We start from the raw sequence: 20,811 nt of genomic DNA, 5'->3' as shown, positions 1-20,811 counted from the left end.
TTTCTTAGCGGGGCAAATGAGGTAATTGAAGCACTGCATCCTCCAAACTGCTAACCGGCTGCTTACAGGTTTTATCAAAACATACAAAATATTGATTCTTTTCCGCAGGCTTGTCATTCAATAATGGAAGCTTGTCCATTCCTGTACCGGCCGCAAGTACCGTGTTGGGATAATAGTGCTTTTGAAAATCCAGCCCATTGCTTTCTGCATTCGGACCCAAAATGGCAATTTCAGCCGTTGGCAGGGTCTTTTCTAAATAAAAGGTAGCCCAGTTGGCTAAAAAAGAGGGCTCTTTCAGCAGCAATTCCTGAACCAGTTGCACCATATTTTCTGCCCGATCGAGGTACTCGTCTTTATACAAATAGATCCCCAAACGGTGTAAATTTCTGGCCATGATGGAATTGGATGCCGGAATGACATTGTCAAAAATTTCTTTTTTATCGGCAATCAGTTTTTCTTGTTTGGGATCATTGAAAAAGAACAAACCATCAGATTGATCCAGAAACCGATCCATGACTCTGGCCATCAACTGATCGGCCCGCTCCAGCCATTTGAGGTCAAAAGAAAGGGTGTATAAGGAAATAAACGCTTGGATGACGGCAGCATAATCTTCCAAAAACCCGGAAGTATAAGCTTCATTCTCTTTGTAGTTGCGAAACAATTCATTTTCCTGCACCATTTCATCCCAGATAAAATTTCCGGTTGCAAGGGCTTGCTCCCGATAGGATTCGGTACCCAGGGCATGGTAGGCCTGGCATAAACCTTGTATGACCCATCCATTCCATCCGCTAATAATTTTATCATCCAAACCAGGTCTTACCCGTTTGTTTCGTTGTTTAAAGACAATTTGCTTTGCTTTATGGAGCTTTGCCAAAAAATCCGATTCTGATAGTTTTAACGAGTCAGCAATCTTTTCGTAGGACTCCTTCTGGAATAGGATGTTTTCACCGGCTTCCCAATTTCCCTCAGTCTTGATAGCATATAGCCTGGCAAACCAGTCGTAATCCTCGCCTAAAAGCTGTTGGAGTTCGGCGGCATTCCAGATATAGAATTTCCCTTCTTTCCCCTCGCTATCCGCATCCAAGGCAGCGTAGAAGCCATTCTCAGGGCTTTTCATTTCCCGAAGCAGCCATTGAATGGTTTCTTCGACTTTTTCTTTAAAAAAGGGATCTTTTGTATACTGAAAGGCTTTGGCATACAGACCGAGTAGTTGTCCGTTATCATAAAGCATTTTTTCAAAGTGAGGCGCAAACCATTCCCCATCCACGCTATACCGGCAAAAACCACCTCCCAAGTGGTCGTAAATTCCTCCCATTCCGATCTTTTTCAGGGTAAAGCAGACCTTTTCGCCCAGGTCATCCTGTCGGTCAAGAATCGCTAAGTCAAGTAAAAACGCCCAAATGGAAGGCATGGGGAACTTAGGTACTCGTTTCATGCCTCCCCAAACCGAATCGAAGCCATCGATTAATTTGTCTCCAATTGCCCGTATATCCTGAATCTGAAACGAAGATTTTTGGGCCTTTAGGCCATACTTTTCCACCAGGGATAGCCGTAGACTCTTGCCAAATCCCCTGGCACTTTTTGCCAACTCTTCGTGCTGATCCGAATAGGCTTTTGCTATTCCGGAAAGCACTTTTACCCACTGATGTTTTGGAAAGTACGTTCCCCCATAAAAAGGTTGTTGATCCGGCATCAAAAAAACATTTAAAGGCCAGCCTCCCTGTAAACCCATGGCCTGTATGGCATCCATGTACAGGTTATCCAGATCCGGACGCTCCTCTCTATCAATTTTGATGGAAACAAAATGGGCATTCATTAAATCGGCTACTTCCGGATTCTCAAAACACTCTTTTTCCATGACATGACACCAATGGCAGGCTGCATATCCGATACTTACCAGCAAGGGTTTGTTTTCCTTCCGGGCTTTCTCCAGGGCTTCTTCTCCCCAGGGAAACCAGTCTACGGGATTGGTAGCGTGTTGTTTAAGGTATAGGCTTTTGCTTTTATGTAGTCTATTCGTCTTCATTTCTTTGGTTTAGGGATGAATTTTGATAAGCCTCAATTTGATGGAGTTGATCCAGGATACTACTTCTTTCTGTAGCAAAATCAAGGTCTGTAGGCAAGCTATCTACTTTGTCCAACAACCCTTGCAGAAACTTTCCGTGTTGGATGGATAAGGGTTCAAAGGGCCTATGGCTTAGGCTTTTGTGTAATTGATCGATTTCTTTGATTAACTTGCGGGTTTGGGCATCGAAAAAGGAATCCTGAAATTTTTCCCAAATATAGTCTTCGGCCATGGTATTTGGGTGAATGAGATCGTCTTTGTAAAACCGGTAGTCTCGTAAGTCATCCATCATAAGTTCGTACGCCGGAAAGTAGACGACATTCGACTTGCTCTTGGCTAGTTGATCACAAAAAACCCGAAGAAGACTTTTGCTTAGTTGATTTTCCGGGACCCCATCTTTAATATGCCGAATCGGACTGAGGGTAAGGATGATTTGAATGTTGGGATTTACTTGTTCCAGTAATTTGTAAAAGGCCTCAAAACTACCTTTCATTTGCTCAAGATCAAGCAGCTCCTTATTAAACTCAGGTTGAGGAATTTTATGACAATTGGCCACGATACTATTGAATTTTTTGTGGCGATAAGCAAAAGCGGAACCAAACGTAATAAACAGGTGGCTGCCTGCTTCCAGGTGATGGAGGGTTTCCCTTTGTTTTTGGGCAAGCAAATCCATCAATTCCGCTTTAGAGAGGGCATTCAGGCGCGAATGGGAATGAAAATGGTAGTATTTTGCATGCTGCTGTATGCTTAAACCGGGGTCAAATCGCTGACCGGAAAGGGATTTGGTAAGGTTCTCAAAAATGGAAATGGGATTGTAAACCACTCCAAAGGGATTGACCGAAATTTGAAATTTGAATTGATGTAAGCGATTTCCTATCGTTTCGGAAAAACAAGACCCAATGGTCAGCATCTTTTCAGCATGCGTAATCCTTCGCTTACAGGGGTTGATTCGAAATTCCGTTCTGAAATTTTTCATGTTTTTCCTTTAATCAAAGCAAATTAACCAATGCCCGGGAAGAACGAAAGCATGATTTCAATACTTCTCGGCGAAACCGAAAAAAACATGTGTTCGGATTGCCCTAAGATTTCATTCCGATAAGAAAAAAATGGATTTAAATAAAAAAAGCCAGTACAAACTGGCTTTTTTTATTTAAGATCGAATAAGGGAATTATTCCGCAACTACCAGAAATTTAACATTGGTTTTTACTTCCCGGTGAAGATCCACTTCTGCTTCATATTCTCCAGAAGTAGACACGGGCTGATTGATGGATATTTTCTTCCTGTCAATTTCAATGCCTTTGTCTGCAAGGGCATCCGATAGTTGGAGGGTGGTAACCTTTCCAAATATTTTACCGGAGTCTCCAATTTTGGCTTTTATTTCCAAAGTGATTCCTTCCAGTTTTTTGGCTACGGCTTCGGCTTCCGTCTTTATTTTTTCGGCTTTGTGGGCTGCTTGCTTGATATTTTCTTCCAAGATTTTCTTGTTAGATGAAGTAGCCAAGACCGCAAAACCCTGAGGGATCAGATAATTTCGCCCATAACCTGGTTTTACATCCACCAGGTCATTTTTATATCCAAGTCCTTTTATATCCGTTTTTAAGATAACTTCCATTTCGAGTAATAATTTTAGTAGGTGAAGGATACAGAAGATTTATTTCAATCCGTCTGCTACGTACGGCAACAAGGCCAAATGCCTGGCTTTTTTAATGGCCTGAGCCACTTTTCGCTGGTATTTTGCAGAGTTACCTGTAAGTCTTCGGGGAAGAATCTTACCTTGCTCGTTCACGAATTTTAACAGGAAGTTAGGATCTTTGTAGTCAATGTACTTGATGCCAAGTTTCTTGAATCTACAATATTTTTTCCTTGTCTGTTCTCTATTGATCGGTTCGTTTTTTAAAGTCATTTTGCTGGCTCCTCCTTAGCTTCTGTTTTTTTGTTGAATTCACCTTTTCTCCGTCTCTCTGCATACACAATACCATGTTTGTCCATGACAGTGCTCAAAAACCTTAAAACAGTTTCATCTCTCCTGAAATTCAGCTCAAACTTCTTGATTGCGGTAGGATCTGCCTTGTACTCAACCAACACGTAAAAACCGGTGGTCTTTTTCTGAATCGGATACGCTAATTTTTTTAGCCCCCAATTTTCTACATTGATTACATCTGCTCCCAATTCCTTTAACAAGCCTACGTACTTGTCTACGGTATCCTTCATCTGAACTTCAGACAAAACGGGAGTAAGTATGAATACCGTTTCATAATTTTTTTGGAACATTCTTTTAAATTTTTGTTTGTTGTTGTAAAACAGTTTGCAAAATTAAGGCTAAACCTCCGAAAAACAAAAATTACCCACTTTATTTTACCTCGAATGTACTGCTTCCGATTTCCGTCCCCTCTGCATAAACCCTTACGGTGTATAAACCGCTGGGATAATCGCTTCCCTTTTCGTAGTAATAGGTAAGCTGCTGTTGACTATTGTTAAAAATAAAATCCTGTCGAGAAGTATAAAAAACCTCTTTCCCATCCAACTCAAACGTCCCGGAGCCTTTGGCAATATCAAAAATGACCTGATCATTTGGCGTTAATACCTGAATATATACATCCCGTAGGCCTTCGGGAGCCACTTTATTTTCGGCAATGGTAAAAGATACCTTTAATTTTGAAAGTTGCCGGTTACGAAATTCGTCTATCCTTTCCCTACCTCTGGAATTTACCGCCGCAACAACAATGTTTTCAGCCTTCAACTGGGATGCGATCGTTACTTTTTCCTCCAATTCATCCGCTTTAATATTAAGCTTGACCACCTCTTCTTCTACCTCTGCCTTGCTGGATTTTAATTCTATATTTTCTGAAAAAAGTTGTTGATTCTGCTCTCTTAGCTTGATGATATCGGTGTCTTTCTCTTTTAACAAACCTGAATAACCGTCTATTCGCTCGTTTAACGCCGCAATCTCTGAAGCCGAGCGGTTGGTTTCTATTTGCCTTTCCCGTATTAATTGCTCCTTAATCCTAACCAGTGAGTCGACATTTCCACCCAGCTTTTCGATTTCCTGAATCCGTAGATCCAATTGGAAGGTCATGGAGTCCAGCCGGATATTTAAATCGCTGTTCTCTTCCGTTAAGATAAGGATCTCTTCATTTTTTTGGGATTTCTCCCTGTGATCGTTCAATAATCGCCAACCACTTAAGATAACCAATATGATCAAAACAATGATCAGAATGTTTTTACCCTTATCCGTTCCAGGAGTATTTTCTTCAGGCTGCTCTTCCTTTGTCATAGCGTATGGAAAATTCTTTAGTTATTAGCTTCATCAACACCTTACTTTTTGTCATTAACCCATCCCTGTGCCTGATCAGAATTGCGTTTTAGTAATCAATCCTTGAAAGGTAACTTACACTTCCCTCAATTATCAGACCAATCACCATTCTAATTTTGGTAGTATCTCAAATCTGCTATCTAATCCAATATTCAACTGATAAATAAAGGGTTAAACCTGTCGGGCTTCATCTACTAAAGCTTATTATTGGCTGAATACCAACAAAAACCTGACAGGTTTACGGATTTTAGATAGTTTCGCAACCTTAAAAGCCTACCGACAAATATATTACTTGAGATCGAACCTCAAAATTCGGGATGAAAAAATCTGCATTAGATCGCCATGACCAGATGAGACCTTACAGGTTCCGGACGGAAAAACAATACCCCACAATCAAAGAAATCCATGCTGCAAGTCACCCGAGGTGAACGCTTCAGATGATTCCAGGCCCGTTTCATTTCGAGCGACCAATGAATATCGGCAAGCACTACAATGCTACTGCCGTGTAATTTGGGAGAAATAAGGTCAAAATAGGCAATCGTTGGCGCATACCTGTGATTAGCATCCATGAGCACAAAATCAATGCCCTGCAATCCCTGCACTACTTCACTCAACGTTTCATCCAGATTTCCAGAAACCAACTGTACATTGAAGTGGCTGTCCAGGTGTTTTTTGGCTAACTCCATTTGGGCAGGATCTCCTTCAAACGAATAAAGTTTCCCCTTTACACTTTTACTCAGATAAGCCGTGTTGATGCCAAGGGAAGTGCCCAAATCCAGAACTATATTTGCAGGGGTTTGCTTGCACAAAAACTGGTATACCAGGGAAAACTTGAGCGGGGTAGTCACCCGTTTCATAATCGTAGAAACGGTTCTCCCGGAACCGGACTCCCATCGGGACCCTGCTCCATAGTCTTCACTTACAATTTTGGTGTTTTGTTCCAGAAAAAGTATCCGCTTCTTCTCCAGGCTGCTGATCCCGCCTTTGTTAATTTTCAGATAGCTTATTAATTCCCGGTAGCAATTAAAATAAAAAGGAGAATGCAAGCTATGTTCGTCCTCTTTTTTTAAAAAATAAATGAAGTATTCCCATAACTGGAAAAACATGATGCGGGATCAATTATCGAAAATGGTAGCAATTAATTGAAATTCAGGAATGACCACCGTTAGCAATTTGCCATCCAGCAACTTTTCCATGGTGTATTTCCCTCTCATTTTGCCCATTCCAGATTTTAGATTACAGCCAGACATATACGCATGGCTTGCACCGGGTTCCAATACCGGCTGCTGCCCTACCACTCCATCTCCTTCCACTATTTTCAAAGAAGTAGCCGCATCGAATATTTCCCACTTCCTTTTCAACAATTGGATGGTAAACGCGCTGTGATTTTCAATGGTTACCTTATAGGTAAAGACATGATGATGCTGACCGGGATTAGAAAACTCCTTTTGGTAGGTCGCTTCCACGCTTACTTTTATTCCTTCTGTAATCGCAGTTACCATTCTGTTTTGTATTACAAAAACTTATTCGAAATTTGAATTGTCATAACAAATATACCAATAGAAATTTTATTAATGGAGGTCAAAATAGAAAATAGTTGGAAAGAATTGTTGCAGGAAGAGTTCTCAAAGCCTTACTTCCTCTCGCTTGCAAGCTTTATCAAACAAGAGTACCAAACCAAAACCATCTATCCGAAGGGATCGCACATCTTTAATGCCTTTGATTGTTGCCCGGTAGAGGATACTAAGGTAGTTATATTGGGACAGGATCCCTACCATGGACCTGGACAGGCACATGGTCTTTCTTTTTCTGTGCAGGAGGGAATCCCATTTCCGCCCTCCCTATTAAACATATTCAAAGAACTAAAAAGCGATTTGGGCTTGCCCTTTCCGTCGCATGGCAATTTGGAAAAATGGGCAAAACAAGGGGTGCTCTTGCTCAATGCCACCCTGACCGTAGAAGCCCATAAAGCCGGTAGCCACCAAAATAAGGGTTGGGAGGCGTTTACCGATAAAGTGGTGGAAAGGCTGGCTGGTAGAAAAGAAAATATTGTATTCCTACTTTGGGGGGCCTACGCACGAAAAAAAGCACAAATCATATCAGAAGACCGGCATTTAAAACTCCATGCTCCCCATCCCAGTCCGCTATCTGCTCACCGGGGGTTTCTGGGGTGTAAGCATTTCAGTCAGGCAAATGCCTACTTGGAAAAATCTGGGCTAACGCCTATAAACTGGTAAAAAAATAGCACCGGCCTCAAACCGGTGCTATTTCGTCAATGGATTTCATCAACTTAATCAATGGATTTGAAAAAGCGATTCCATCTGATTTTATTAAACATGGACTTGTGTTTTTCCAGCGAAAGCCATAAAAACCAGGCTTTTCCCACCACATGGTCTTCGGGTACAAAACCCCAGAACCGGGAATCCAGGGAATCGTGCCGGTTATCCCCCATCATAAAGTAATAATTCTGTTTAAAGGTGTAGGATTCTTGCTTTTCTCCATTGATAAATAGGTCGTTACCTTCTATTCGCAGCTCTTCATTGTTTTCAAAGTTCTCGATGGTATACCCATACCGGCGTACATTGTCCTCGGTGAGTTGTATGGTCTTTCCTTCAGCCGGTACTTCCAGTGGGCCGAAATTATCTTTGTTCCATCCATAATAGGCACCGTCCGGAAAAATATTCGGGTCTCCCTGCCCCGGTTTGCTTATCCGCTTCCTTACGGAAGCAACAGCAGGCGATTGCTCCAATTCCCGGACCATATCCTCCGTCGCAAAAATGAAATAGCCTGAGTTATCTGAAAACGGATAATAGCTGTCTGGATTTATACCAAAACGATCAAAAAAATCAGCATTCAATGGACGGTTGGTAGTGAGATCGTAAGAAAACTGCATTTCCTCCGGCAGGGCAGCCGCTTCTCCATTCACGAACAATTTTGCTTCCCTGATTTCAATTACATCTCCCGGCATCCCTACTCCCCGCTTGATATAATTCGTCTTCAGGTCGACCGGATAATGAAATTCTTCCGGATAATTAAATACCACTACATCATTTCGCTTGATGGAAGTAAATCCCGGTAAACGATAATAGGGCAACTGAACAGCTTCGGAGTAGGAAGGGATTTCGGTTCCCCAAATTTTCTGATGGGTCAAGGGTACTTGTAGAATGGTTTTGGGCACCCGGGTACCGTAATGCATTTTACTGACAAATAGAAAATCCCCAACCAACAGGGATTTTTCCATTGAGGCCGTGGGAATGGTAAAGGGCTCCAAAAGTAACCAACGGATCAGGCTGGCTGCGATTACTGCAAATAATAAGGCATCTACCCATTCCCTTGCGGCTGATTTTTTCTTTCTTTCTTGACTCATTTTTATACTAATGTTAAAACGTTAAAAAATCATTCATTGATAAGATACCTTTTTTGCCCGGGAGCCATTCGGCTACCAGCACGGCTCCCAATGCAAAACCTTTTCTACTATGGGCCGTATGGCGAATCGAAATGGTGTCAATATCCGAAGCATACATCACGGTGTGTGTTCCAGGGGCTGGATCAATCCGTTTGGATGTAATGGGAAGTACCTGGTTTGGAGTGGAATCCTTTTCTTTCAATTCCCACTTTTGGTACTGTTGGTTGTTTTCCAGCAAGCCTTCAGCAAGGGTAATGGCAGTCCCGCTGGGAGCATCCTTTTTTTCGGTGTGGTGAATCTCTTCGATGGATGCCTGATAGCCTTCCTGACCGCTCATTAAAGTGGCTAAGAAGGCATTCACTTTAAAAAACAAATTAACGCCAATGCTAAAATTAGAGGCGTAAAACAGAGACCCGTTATGCCTTTCGCAACGACTTTCAACGGCTTCTTTCTGATCCATCCACCCGGTAGTCCCTACGACCACCGGCACATGATGCTCCATGCACCAGTTAATGTTTCCGACGGCCGACTCCGGTTGACTGAACTCAATGGCCACGTCGATTTCTTTCGTATCCAGGGAGTCTAAGTCGGTAACATTTTCAATATTGATTTTTGCCACAATGTGATGGCCTCTTTGTTCAGCTATTTGGGCGATAATTTTCCCCATTTTGCCATATCCCAGGATCAGAATATTCATATTAGAATTTAAATTTTAATGCAATACCTACCGCATGTCCGTACGCCATGATCGGTTCTGTGGTCGGTTCTATTTTTATACTCAGGTCATCACTAACATCAAAACTGGAAAGGTGAGCATCCACAAATGCATCCACAGCGCCCAGCGCATAGATGGCTCCAAAAACCATGTACATGGCATCCCTGTTTCTACGCCAATAATTAACATTCCTAATGATACCATCTTCGTTCAGATTCGGAAATGGGCTCGGCTCCCCTCCCTCCTCTCTTACGATTTCCAGGGCGGCCAAAAACTCCTGATACCTCCTGTTGTTAAACTCGAGAAAATACACTGAAGTGGCTACCCCGCCGTAAAGTAAAGGTAATTTCCAGACTTTTTCATTATACACCTGTCCCGCTCCGGGAAAAATCAGGGATAAAAGTACCGCTTTTTTAGGATTTTTAACACTATCGGGAGCCACTAACACAATGGTGTCTTCATCCGAAGTCTCAATCTCACTTATTACCTGTGCCGCCGCCTGAGGAGCTATCTGCAAATGGCACAAAAGTAAAATACTGCCAGCAAAAACGAATTTAACCTGACAACGGCTAAGAAAAAGACGTATCAAACATTTCACTCAGATCAAATCAAGTATTTCTAAGATTCTGTTCAGGTCGTTGGTGGAATGAAAAGGAATTTTGATCTCCCCTTTATCTTTTTGATCTGATTTTAGGGATACTTTGGTTCCAAAATGGGAAGCCAACTTTTGCTGCAATTTGTTGATTTCATACTTCTTTACCGGGTCCAGTCCAGGTTTCTCGGGCGTTTCCTTTTTTTCCCGACCTTCGCTGAGTTCCTTTACCAGTGCTTCTACCTTTCTGACGCTTAGTTCCTCCGTGACCATGCGCTTAAAAATCGCCAGTTGTTTGTCCACATCTTCGATATTGATCAAGGCCCTGGCATGTCCCATGCTGATTTTTTGATCGCGAATGCCTGCCTGAATATCCGGGGGTAGCTTAAGTAGTCTGAGGTAATTATTAACAGTGGTTCGGTTTTTACCAACCCGATCTCCTAATTGCTCCTGCTTCAAGTCGCATTCGGACAGTAAACGCTGATAGGAATGGGCGATTTCAAGCGCATTCAGATTCTCTCGCTGAATGTTTTCTATCAAGGCCATTTCCAGCATCTGCTGGTCATTCGCAAGTCGAACGTAAGCAGGAATTTTATCCAAACCGGCAATCTTGGAAGCTTGGTACCTTCTTTCACCGGAAATAAGTTGGTATTCCTTATCCGCTAATTTCCTAACGGTTATGGGCTGAATAATTCCCTGAACCCGAATGGACTCTGCTAATTCTTCGAGTGAGGTTTTATCAAAATGAGTCCTTGGCTGAAACGGATTTACCTGAATTTCTTCCAGCCCTATTTCAAAAATACCTGCAATGGGGTGGCTAACTTCTCCTTCCGTCTTCCCTTTTTGGGGAGAATCATGCAACAATGCGCCCAATCCTTTCCCCAAAGCTCCTCTTTTCTTATTTGTTTTACTAACTGCCATTTTTTTTAACTAATCAATTTACCTTGGCCATGCCATTTTTGGTAGCAATTTCATTGGCCAGATTTAAGTAAGCCACCGCACCTTTTCCTGTCGCATCAAAAGCCACAACAGGCATCCCAAAACTGGGTGATTCACTTAATTTTACGTTTCTAGGGATAATCGTTTCGAAGGTCATGTCTTTGAAATGCATCTTTACTTCATCGACTACCTGATTGGATAGCCTCAGCCTGACATCGTACATGGTCAAGAGAATGCCCTCAATTTCGAGCTCCTGGTTAAGTCTGGTCTGGATAATTTTGATGGTATTCAGGAGTTTCCCTAAACCTTCCAGGGCAAAATATTCGCATTGCACGGGGATTATCACCGAATTGGCAGCGGTCAGGGCATTGATGGTGATTAATCCAAGAGAGGGTGAACAGTCGATGATAATAAAATCGTATTGATCCCTTAGTCCCTGGATGACGCCCCGCATTTTCTCTTCCCGGTTTTCCAGATTAACCATTTCGACTTCTGCCCCCACCAGGTCAATATGAGACGGCACTAAATCCAAATTCTCTATCTCAGTAGTAATAATAATATCCTCTATTTCATTCTCGTTTACCATGCATTCGTAAATGCTGGTATCAATCTCTTTGGGGTCATAACCCAAGCCTGACGTGGTATTGGCCTGGGGGTCTGCGTCGATCACAAGCGTCTTGTATTCCAAAACAGCCAAACTGGCTGCCAGATTCATGGCCGTGGTCGTTTTACCCACTCCCCCTTTTTGATTGGCAATAGCGATTACTTTTCCCATTATTTCTTAAAGCGTAATACTTTCCCCTATTTGAAGCAAAAACAATTCTTTACCGGCTTCTTTTGCCGACTGCCTTACTTCTTCTTTATTGATGGTGATGTAAGGAAAGGTATCGTAGTGCATGCCTACGATCTTTTCCGTCCCGACAAAATCAGCTGCCTTGATGGCATCACTGATGTCCATTGTAAAGTTATCCCCTATGGGCAATACAGCAAAATCAATAGCAAAAGATTCTCCTATTAATTTCATATCGTATGTCAAAGCCGTATCTCCAGCATAATAAAACGCTCCCTCATCTGATGTGATCACAAATCCACCCGGATTTCCCCCACTTGACCCATCTGGAAGGGTGCTGCTGTGAATGGCGTTTACATATTTAACCTTTCCAAAGTCAAAAACCTTGCTGCCCCCATGATTCATAGGGTGGACATTTTCAAGGCCTTTTCCCTGAAACCAGGAGATAATTTCAAAATTGGAAACCAACATGGCACCACTTTTCCTGGCTATCCGCTCCACATCGGCTACGTGATCTTCATGTCCATGGGTCACAAGTATGTAATCAGGATTAATTTCTTCAATGGCTACATCCTTAGCAAGCGAGTTGGGAGTTATAAACGGATCAAAAAGAATCTGTTTTCCGTTTATCCTCATCAAGAAGGTCGAATGACCAAAGTACTTGAGTTCAATCATTGATTTTTGATTTTTCGGTTCCTGATAGCTTCACAAATATATCATTTTAATCGGAACTATGGTCAGGTACTTTTCCACATCACCCGGTGGAAAACTTTTATATCATTGAACAGCAGATACTTGTATGCATATAAGGTCCGCATCCGAACCCCTAATAGCCCTGCAGAATGAAAAAAAGGCATGGGAAATCCCATGCCTTTTGATTTCTAAGACCGAGAAAATTATTTCTGCTTCCCTTTTTTCTTGGCTGGCTCGCTTTTTTTATTCTCCGCAGCCTTCATAGCCTGCTCAATTCTCATTTGAAATTTGGACTTTTTCTTATTGGCATTTTTTGCCTTACTCTCTTCTACTTTTTGTCTGATCTTACTATCATCTACAAATTGCTTAATCAAAGCCTGCTGACCAAAAGTTACCATATTGGAAACGAAGTAGTAAAAACTAAGTGCTGCAGGAAAGGAGTTTAACACAAACATGAAAACAACAGGCATGATATAGCCGATGTTTTTCATAGGCCCCTGTGCCGTAGTCAGTTGGTTATTAAAATGAGTGTAGGCAATTTGGGAAAGGGTCATCAATAGGGTAAACAAACTCACATGGGACCCATAAAATGGAATCGTGAACGGTAGATTCAAAATGGAATCATAGGTAGACAAATCATGCGCCCATAGAAAGGATTCCTGCCGCAACTCTATGGAGTTGGGAAAGAAAAAGAACATGGCTAATAAAAAAGGCATTTGCAGCACCATGGGCAAACAACCGGAAATAGGACTTACTCCCAGCTGCCCGAACAGTTTCATCTGTTCTTGCTGCATTTTAGTTTGATCATCGCCATATTTCTCTTTCAGTTCATCTATCTCAGGCTTGATGACCCTCATTTTGGCCATTCCTATATAAGATTTATAGGTTAGCGGTAATAGGAATAATTTGATAATGAAAACAATCAGAATAATGATTACCCCGTAATTATCAAAAAAGTTTTCCAACCAATGAAACAGGTTTACAATGATGTATTTATTTACCCAACTGACAAACACGTAGCCCATATCCACGTTTTTGTCAAATTCGGGAGTAACCTGTTTCAGTATTTTGTAATTGTTAGGACCAAAGTAATAGCTTACTTCCTCATTCATTGGTAAGGTTAGTGTCGCATACATGCGCTTTACCGATGAAGCATCCAAAGGAGTCTCTTGAGCTAAATTTCCTCCAGCAAACTGATTGGACGCAATAACCCCCGATGTGAAAAACCGCTGCTTAAACGCCACCCATTTTAGTGGCTCTCCTATTTGCTGCGCATCTTCGGAATCGCCGGTGGTGAGGTAATCATAACTTTCATCCACGGTGTAGAAGTTCATATAGGTTTTCCTACGAGACTCCTCCATGTCTTCTTCCAACTTTTGGAGCTCAGTGCTCCAGTTAAGGGTAACGGTCTCATCGGAAACCAACGAGCCAAGTCCGGAACCTTCTAAAACATGGCCTAACTGATACCCGGACTCCGGGAGGGTATAGACCCTTTTTAGGGTTCCAGCACCTACATTGGCGGTGAAAACAAGTTGATTTACTCGTTCCTCAGCCGTACCGGAAGTCGATTCGCTGACATCAAAGTAAAGCTCATTCAATCCTATTTTGCCCTGCGGGGCATTTATTTCGTACTCCAGGTCTCCAAATTCCTGATCAAATAAAATAAGCGCTTGCTGATCGTAAGTTTTAAAATTCTTTACTTCAACCCGTTGAATTTCCCCCCCTTTGCTCGAAAAGGATATTTTAAGACCATCATTCTCCAGGGTATAAAAACGCTCCTCCCCGTTGACCAGGCTTGAAAAGTCCCCGTATTTTTGTTGGGTCGCTATTGTTTGCAGGCTATCTCCCGGTGCTATACTATCCGCTTCTGCTGCTTCTCTATCAGGAGATTGGGATTGCACCTGTGTAGTGTTGTCCGTTTGAGGTTCGATAACCGGTTCCGGTCCGCTGGCAAAAAAGAGCGAATAAACCAAAATTACGGCTGCGAAAAGAATAAGTCCCGTCGCTTGATTTTTATCCATGTGTCAATTGTTTATGAAACAGACTTCTTAAATCTGCCCTTTTCAATGCTATTTTTTTAAGATTTAGATTGCTTTTTTTCTCCCACAGCTTTTATAAACCGGACAAATAAGGGATGCGGATTCAATACCGTGCTTTTATATTCGGGGTGAAACTGGGTACCAACGAACCAGGGATGATCTTTCAATTCGATGATTTCTACCAATCCCTCGTCCGGGTTTTTTCCTGAAGCCAACATGCCGTGATTTTCAAAGTCCTTTAGGTACTTGTTATTAAATTCGTATCGGTGACGGTGCCGTTCGGTGATTTTTTGCTTTCCGTACGCCGTAAATGCCTTGGTACCTTTTACCAACTCACAAGGATAAGCTCCTAACCGCATGGTCCCACCCATTTGGGTGATGTCCTTTTGCTCTGCCATTAAAAATATTACCGGATCTTTACAGTCTGGGTTTATTTCCGTGGAAGATGCATCTGTCAAGCCCATCACATTTCTCGCAAATTCGATTACTGCTATTTGCATACCCAGGCAAATCCCGAAATAGGGAATCTCATTCTCCCGGGCAAATTTAGCGGCTTCCAGTTTCCCTTCCAAACCACGAACGCCAAAACCAGGAGCGACCAGTACCCCATCCATTTCATTTAATTTCTTTTCGACATTATCGATATTTATTTCCTCGGAAGATATCAAATGCAGGTTCACTTTACATTCAAGTGAGGTCCCGGCATGGATAAAGGATTCAATGATGGACTTATAGGCATCCGGAAGCGAGACGTATTTGCCGATCAGAGCTATATCCACCTCCATCGTAGGGTTTTTCAATTTGCCCAGAAACTCCTTCCACTGCTCCAACTCTGTATTCGTTTTGGAAGAGATTTTGAGTTTACTCATAACCCGCTCGTCGAGCCGCTCTTTTTTCATCAAAAGGGGAACATCATAAATAGAATCGGCATCCATGGCCTCGATCACGCAGTTCAATTGTACGTTGCAAAAAAGCGCAATTTTCTTTTTTACATCCAAGGGTAGGTGACGCTCCGTCCTGCAAACCAATATATCCGGCTGAACACCCGCCTCCAGCAACTGCTTAACCGAATGTTGGGTCGGCTTGGTTTTCAGCTCTTTTGCAGCAGATAGGTACGGTATCAAGGTCAAATGAATCACCAAAATATTATTAGGACCCAAATCCCACCTGGCCTGCCTCACGGCTTCCACGAAGGGTAAGGATTCAATATCCCCCACACAACCTCCGATTTCGGTGATGATCACATCGTACTTGCCGTCCTGGCCTAATTTGTAGAAGTTATTTTTAATCTCATCGGTAATATGCGGTACTACCTGTACGGTCTTACCCAAAAACTCTCCTTTTCGTTCTTTGGTTATGACGTTGTTGTAGATTCTACCAGTGGTAACATTATTGTCTTGAGAAGTTGTAGCATTTAAGAACCGCTCGTAATGCCCCAGGTCCAAATCGGTCTCCGCTCCATCTTCTGTAACGTAGCACTCTCCGTGCTCGTAGGGGTTCAAAGTCCCGGGATCGATATTCAAATAAGGATCGAACTTTTGGATGGTGACGGAAATGCCCCTGGACTGTAAAAGCTTGGCTAGGGAGGCGGCAATAATCCCTTTTCCCAAGGAAGAGGTGACCCCTCCGGTAATAAAGATGTGTTTAGTAGAAAAACCCATAAGAACGCGTGGATGAAATTTTGTTTATATTCTTATGGGATTCAAAATTAGGTAAAATAATTGACTTGGACGTGGACAAACGATTTAAAATTTTGTACCAATACCCTTAGACCAGACCAGAAGTCCCGATGGATTGGTTTAACCTGCGCTGTAGCAATTGGTTACCTTACCTATAGAAAATTTTAGCTGGTTTCTGCTAGGCAACCAAATTGATAAGGGTACCGATTCCGTCGATATGGATCTTGATTTTATCGCCGGATTGCAAGGTAAAGGTATGATCCGGTACGATACCTGTCCCTGTCATTAAGAATGAACCTGAAGGAAAGGTATACTCACGATAGAGAAATTCCACCAGTTCACTAAACTTCCGCTTGATCTGATCGATGGTAATGGAATCACTAAATACCAGGTTACTTTCCCGGATGATTTCCAGTTTAATGGACGTGTCCAGCGGCAACGCTTCTTCGCTGATCAGAATGCAGGGGCCCAGGGCGGTGGAACCATCGTACACTTTTGCCTGTGGAAGGTATAAAGGATTCTCGCCTTCTATACTTCTTGAACTCATGTCATTACCGATGGTATAGCCCAGAATTTTCCCTGAACTGGAAATCAGCAGGGTGAGTTCGGGTTCGGGCACATCCCAGTTTGAATCTTTCCGGATCCGAACCTGCTGCATGTGCCCCATCACTCTTGGACCAGTAGCTTTCATAAATAATTCCGGCCTTTCTGCCTGATAGACCTTCTCATAGAATGTTCCCCCGCCGCTATCTTTTGATTCTTCCTGACGCCCCAACTTACTCCGAAAATAGGTCACCCCACTGGCCCATACTTCCTGACTACCGACCGGCGGCAGTAGGGCATTGGCCAGCCAATCATGCGCCTGCTTATCCGGAGCTAACTCCTGCACCATGTTGGTGAGCTTTTGGTATAAGCCATCATCATTGATGAATTCATCCCAGTTCTGGTCTTTTACCAGGTATAAGTCTTGTCCGTCTTCCAGGACGATTCCTTTTTTGGTTCGGTATAGTTTCATGTTATACTATTCATTAGGTTCTAAAATTAATATTCTATTAATCAGATGAATAAAGATAAGATCAAAACCAGAAAAAACCCGGTAAGAGAAATAATGGTTTCCAGTGCCGTCCAGGTTTGAAGGGTTTCTTTTTCCGAAATGTCCAGGTATTTTTTTACCAGCCAAAAGCCGCTATCGTTTACGTGGGACAAGATACAGGAACCGGCCGCAATGGCAATACCAATCAGTGCCTTGTGCGGATCGGAGTAGTCCAATCCACTCAGAACCGGAGCGATCATTCCTGCCGCCGTCACCATGGCTACCGTGGCCGAACCCTGAATAATCCGAATGACTACGGCAATCAGATAAGCCATTACAATCGGTGCCACATTGTAGGCGATAAATACTTCCGCTAACGCCTCTCCGGCCCCGCTCTGGACCAGTATTTCCTTAAACATTCCTCCCGCACCGGTAATGACAATGATCAGCCCGGCTGGCGCGAGGGCTTTGTCGGAAAATTCCAAAAGCTGTTTGGCTTTAAATCCCTTTCTGAACCCCAGGAAATAGGAGGCGACCAAAGTAGCGATGGTTAGCGCGATGAAGGGGTGCCCTAAAAACTGAGCCAAACGGATCAAAAAGTTATTTCCATTGATATAACCCATGTCCACAAACATGTCAGAACTCGTCGCGATCAAAATTAAAAATAAAGGCAAAATGATGATGAATGCGATCATAAAAAAATCATTCCTGCTGGCTTTACTTTCCTCTTCATCACTGAATTCAATATGCGCAGGAACCGGTACAAAAATTCTCTTTGAAATAAATCCACCAAATACCGGACCGGCCAAAATAGCACAAGGAAGCCCGACCAATACCCCGAAAACAATCATCCAGCCCAAAGGAGCTTGAATGATTTCCGCCACCGCAACGGGCCCGGGTGTTGGCGGAATGAACGCATGTGTCACTGCCATCCCTGCCAGCAAGGGGATCGCAAAATGAAGCAGGGATTTTTGGGCTTTATGGGCCAGGGCGTATACCAGTGGTATTAAAATAATAAAACCCACATCTAAAAATACCGGAATGGATACGATAAATCCGGTCAGCATCAACGCCCAGGAGGTTCGCTTCTCCCCAAAACCCTTAATGAGAAAATGCGCCATGGTCTGCGCGCCTCCGGACACTTCAAGTAATTTCCCCAAAATCGCTCCTAATCCGACCACAATGGTAATAAACCCCAAAATATCTCCCATCCCCTTCTGGAGGCTGGCAATCAATTCCATAAATGGCATTCCGGCAGCCAACCCCACAAAGCAACTGGCAAGAAGTAACGAAATGAAAGCATGAACTTTTAGTTTCATTACCAACACCAATAAAAGTACGATTGATAAAGAGGTGATTATAAATAAATAAATGGTTTGGTCCATGAGGGTTTTGGGTGTTGATTTTAGGTTTAGGTTAATTCAAAGGCTGCTATCAGTTCGTATGGCTATCGGCAAACTTCTTATAGGCCTCTAAAAATGAATGAAGATGGTTCGTAAGCCCCTTCCAGTCTTTATTTTTAAGGAATTCTTTGGGAACCAATGCACTGCCCACACCAACAGCCTTTGCCCCTGCTTCGAAATAGGCAGCAATGTTACTCGCATTCACTCCTCCCGTAGGCATAAGGGAAATATCATTCAATGGGGCCAGGACATCTTTGATATAAGCAGGCCCCATGGACCCAGCCGGAAATACCTTGACCATCGTGGCACCCATTTGCCAGGTCTTGAAAATTTCAGTAGGGGTAAATGCCCCGGGAAAGACCGGTATTTTCTGGGCAACACAGTAATTAATTACATCAACATCCGAAATGGGAGTCACTATAAACTGGGCACCGGCTTCGAGTGCTTCGTGCATCCCATTCAAATCACAAACGGTCCCCGCTCCAATATTCAATACCTCTCCAAATTCTTTTACCAAATGGGCGATGTCATTTTTGGAATTATCCGAGTTCATCGTGATTTCCATGGTACTGATTCCCGCTTCCTGAAAACAGGAGGCCACCCGAATCAAATCCTCACTTTCCAGATTCCTAAATATGGATACAATGGGAGCTTTCTCAAAAGCTTCCCAAGAAAATGCTTTTTTCATGATTATTGGTATAATTAAATATTTCCAGTTGACCAAATACCACCGCCTGTCGGACTTCTTGCTGGCTAAGTATGTTAGCTTTTATTGGTAAAATTTCCATGGCTCTGGAATAGGTTGAATGTAAAGTACCTTCGGCACATAAATAAATCGGAAAGTCTCCATTAGTTGACAAATTACTAAGTTCGTTGCCAATCAACAAACCGCTCAAATAATGAAAATTCTCGGTTTTAGTAAGCTTTCCAAATAATTCGTTGGTTCGAACGTGAAAAAGGCTACCCAATAAATTGCCCTTAGCTCCCTCTTCTACCCCTCTGGTAAAGGCATATCCCAGCTCAGAATCCACCAACGCTCCCCCACGAATACTATCAGAAAGCAAGCTGTGACGGGAAAGAATCTGAAAAACCTCCCCGGTCATATAGGTTGTGAAGTCGGAAATTTCACCAGCTGAAACATGGATATGTTTGGAGTGCGTACCCGGAAAGATAAAAACCCCCTCTCCAGCAAAGGAGGGCAGTTGACGAATAATCCCTATTAGTTGGGTTTCCTCTCCCCGCATCACATCCCGGGTACTTTTGACACCTGACAGCAAAAAAATCGGATGATCTATTTTATCTCCTGATCTGTAAAAATGCATTTCCATGGTAGACCCCTTTACAGGGAAGGGAAGCGTCGCATAGGGTAACTCTCTGATGCCTACTGTAGAAGAAGCCATTCCGGAACACAGAATCATGGTTTCGGTCAGATCCAGGTTCAGCTTTCTTTCCAGTGCCTTTACCCCCTCGTTAAGCAAATCCATGTAAAACTGCTCTCTATCTGTATTGGGTCCACTTTCCTGAAAATTTTGGAAAGCCTGTTTGACACCCAGTCCGGAAATATACTCTCCAAGAATCTGCCGATCATCCACTCGTACCAATCGAAGTCTGAACGAACTGGTTCCCCAATCACAGCTTAAAAACCGAATCATATCAATCGTAGGTTACTGGGTATATCTTTTACCTGACTTATTCCTTTCTGTTTCTATCAAACGTACCAATCATTTCTGAATTATCATTAATCACGAACCCGAGGCCACCATCCAGCCTCTTGCTTTGAGCTCGCACCACCCTTCACAAAAATTAGCTTCATTTTGGATCTTTTGACCCTCCAAAATGTTCCATTTAAAATAATTCAGCTGCTGAAATTAAAGAATTCAAATTTAATTTCAGAAAAAAAAGAAAATTTTACCACTATTCCTTCTTTTAGGAAGTAAAAACAGCCAATTGGGGAGCATAAACATATTGAATACGAGCCTGCCTGAGGCAAAGTGGCATGATAAAAGCGACATAAAGTTGGACGTAGCGATAATTATCGGGGGAAAAAAAACGAGATTTCCTTAAAAAGTTCGGGATATCCCAATCATCGGAACGGGACAAGTTCTCACCATTTGAAAGAATAATTAGCCCATGGATAAAGAAA

At 42.7% G+C, this 20,811-nt stretch carries 21 protein-coding genes; 1 reads left to right on the top strand and 20 read right to left on the bottom strand.

The features are described 5' to 3' along the window. Nucleotides 1-4: 4 nt before the first annotated feature. From GJQ68_RS01075 to apaG, 8 genes are all read right to left on the bottom strand, one after another. Nucleotides 5-2,026 (bottom strand): thioredoxin domain-containing protein, encoded by a 2,022-nt coding sequence (locus GJQ68_RS01075; protein ID WP_162415458.1) that lies wholly within the window; start codon nucleotides 2,024-2,026, stop codon nucleotides 5-7. Then, nucleotides 2,013-3,041, bottom strand: coding sequence for a GSCFA domain-containing protein (locus GJQ68_RS01070; protein WP_162415457.1), 1,029 nt, complete (start codon nucleotides 3,039-3,041; stop codon nucleotides 2,013-2,015). Before GJQ68_RS01070 ends, GJQ68_RS01075 begins: the two co-directional genes overlap by 14 nt. A 193-nt stretch (nucleotides 3,042-3,234) precedes the next feature. Beyond that, complete coding sequence (gene rplI, locus GJQ68_RS01065; RefSeq protein ID WP_162339725.1) at nucleotides 3,235-3,678, bottom strand: 50S ribosomal protein L9; 444 nt, start codon at nucleotides 3,676-3,678, stop codon at nucleotides 3,235-3,237. A 39-nt stretch (nucleotides 3,679-3,717) separates the two neighbouring features. Then, the gene (rpsR, locus tag GJQ68_RS01060) at nucleotides 3,718-3,969 is read right to left on the bottom strand and encodes a 30S ribosomal protein S18 (protein ID WP_092169188.1); all 252 of its coding nucleotides are present in this window, start codon (nucleotides 3,967-3,969) and stop codon (nucleotides 3,718-3,720) included. Further along, the gene (rpsF, locus tag GJQ68_RS01055) at nucleotides 3,966-4,337 is read right to left on the bottom strand and encodes a 30S ribosomal protein S6 (RefSeq protein ID WP_162339726.1); all 372 of its coding nucleotides are present in this window, start codon (nucleotides 4,335-4,337) and stop codon (nucleotides 3,966-3,968) included. Before rpsF ends, rpsR begins: the two co-directional genes overlap by 4 nt. Nucleotides 4,338-4,416: 79 nt before the next feature. Further along, entirely contained in the window at nucleotides 4,417-5,340 is a 924-nt protein-coding gene (locus tag GJQ68_RS01050; protein WP_162415456.1) for a hypothetical protein, read from the bottom strand. 371 nt (nucleotides 5,341-5,711) lie between these two features. Beyond that, complete coding sequence (locus tag GJQ68_RS01045) at nucleotides 5,712-6,485, bottom strand: O-methyltransferase (protein ID WP_162415455.1); 774 nt, start codon at nucleotides 6,483-6,485, stop codon at nucleotides 5,712-5,714. A 9-nt stretch (nucleotides 6,486-6,494) separates the two neighbouring features. Then, nucleotides 6,495-6,881, bottom strand: a complete 387-nt coding sequence (apaG, locus tag GJQ68_RS01040; RefSeq protein ID WP_162339729.1) for a Co2+/Mg2+ efflux protein ApaG — start codon at nucleotides 6,879-6,881, stop codon at nucleotides 6,495-6,497. Between the two features lie 72 nt (nucleotides 6,882-6,953). Between apaG and ung the strand changes: the two genes are divergently transcribed. Continuing rightward, on the top strand, nucleotides 6,954-7,616 hold the full coding sequence (gene ung / locus GJQ68_RS01035; protein ID WP_162415454.1) for a uracil-DNA glycosylase: 663 nt from the start codon (nucleotides 6,954-6,956) through the stop codon (nucleotides 7,614-7,616). Between the two features lie 53 nt (nucleotides 7,617-7,669). Here ung and lepB read toward each other — a convergent pair whose 3' ends face one another. The 12 genes from lepB to GJQ68_RS00975 form a co-directional block, all read right to left on the bottom strand. Beyond that, nucleotides 7,670-8,746 (bottom strand): signal peptidase I, encoded by a 1,077-nt coding sequence (lepB, locus tag GJQ68_RS01030; RefSeq protein WP_162415453.1) that lies wholly within the window; start codon nucleotides 8,744-8,746, stop codon nucleotides 7,670-7,672. 13 nt (nucleotides 8,747-8,759) lie between these two features. Further along, complete coding sequence (gene dapB / locus GJQ68_RS01025; protein ID WP_162415452.1) at nucleotides 8,760-9,482, bottom strand: 4-hydroxy-tetrahydrodipicolinate reductase; 723 nt, start codon at nucleotides 9,480-9,482, stop codon at nucleotides 8,760-8,762. Nucleotide 9,483: 1 nt separating this feature from the next. Beyond that, nucleotides 9,484-10,017, bottom strand: a complete 534-nt coding sequence (locus tag GJQ68_RS01020) for a DUF5683 domain-containing protein (RefSeq protein ID WP_235940984.1) — start codon at nucleotides 10,015-10,017, stop codon at nucleotides 9,484-9,486. 81 nt (nucleotides 10,018-10,098) lie between these two features. After that, nucleotides 10,099-11,013, bottom strand: coding sequence for a ParB/RepB/Spo0J family partition protein (locus GJQ68_RS01015; RefSeq protein ID WP_162415451.1), 915 nt, complete (start codon nucleotides 11,011-11,013; stop codon nucleotides 10,099-10,101). A 13-nt stretch (nucleotides 11,014-11,026) separates the two neighbouring features. Next, nucleotides 11,027-11,806 carry a ParA family protein gene (locus GJQ68_RS01010; RefSeq protein ID WP_162415450.1) on the bottom strand — a complete coding sequence of 260 codons (780 nt, stop codon included), beginning with the start codon at nucleotides 11,804-11,806 and terminating at the stop codon, nucleotides 11,027-11,029. 6 nt (nucleotides 11,807-11,812) lie between these two features. Continuing rightward, nucleotides 11,813-12,496, bottom strand: a complete 684-nt coding sequence (locus GJQ68_RS01005; protein ID WP_162415449.1) for a metal-dependent hydrolase — start codon at nucleotides 12,494-12,496, stop codon at nucleotides 11,813-11,815. A gap of 221 nt (nucleotides 12,497-12,717) precedes the next feature. After that, nucleotides 12,718-14,535 (bottom strand): membrane protein insertase YidC, encoded by a 1,818-nt coding sequence (yidC, locus tag GJQ68_RS01000; RefSeq protein WP_162415448.1) that lies wholly within the window; start codon nucleotides 14,533-14,535, stop codon nucleotides 12,718-12,720. A gap of 56 nt (nucleotides 14,536-14,591) precedes the next feature. Then, nucleotides 14,592-16,214: a CTP synthase gene (locus GJQ68_RS00995; protein WP_162415447.1), complete on the bottom strand. Its 1,623-nt coding sequence runs from the start codon at nucleotides 16,212-16,214 to the stop codon at nucleotides 14,592-14,594. 196 nt (nucleotides 16,215-16,410) lie between these two features. Then, on the bottom strand, nucleotides 16,411-17,247 hold the full coding sequence (locus GJQ68_RS00990; protein WP_162415446.1) for a fumarylacetoacetate hydrolase family protein: 837 nt from the start codon (nucleotides 17,245-17,247) through the stop codon (nucleotides 16,411-16,413). Nucleotides 17,248-17,288: 41 nt separating this feature from the next. Further along, a complete protein-coding gene (locus GJQ68_RS00985; protein WP_162415445.1) occupies nucleotides 17,289-18,650 on the bottom strand; it encodes a GntP family permease in 1,362 nt (453 codons plus the stop codon). Between the two features lie 49 nt (nucleotides 18,651-18,699). Beyond that, nucleotides 18,700-19,356, bottom strand: coding sequence for a bifunctional 4-hydroxy-2-oxoglutarate aldolase/2-dehydro-3-deoxy-phosphogluconate aldolase (locus tag GJQ68_RS00980; protein WP_162415444.1), 657 nt, complete (start codon nucleotides 19,354-19,356; stop codon nucleotides 18,700-18,702). After that, entirely contained in the window at nucleotides 19,325-20,320 is a 996-nt protein-coding gene (locus GJQ68_RS00975) for a 2-dehydro-3-deoxygalactonokinase (RefSeq protein ID WP_162415443.1), read from the bottom strand. Before GJQ68_RS00975 ends, GJQ68_RS00980 begins: the two co-directional genes overlap by 32 nt. Nucleotides 20,321-20,811: the final 491 nt, after the last annotated feature.

Source organism: Cyclobacterium roseum (genome assembly GCF_010119225.1).
Lineage (GTDB): Bacteria > Bacteroidota > Bacteroidia > Cytophagales > Cyclobacteriaceae > Cyclobacterium > Cyclobacterium roseum.
Note: the sequence above shows the minus strand (reverse complement) of the source record. Positions and strands in the feature narration are given on the sequence as shown.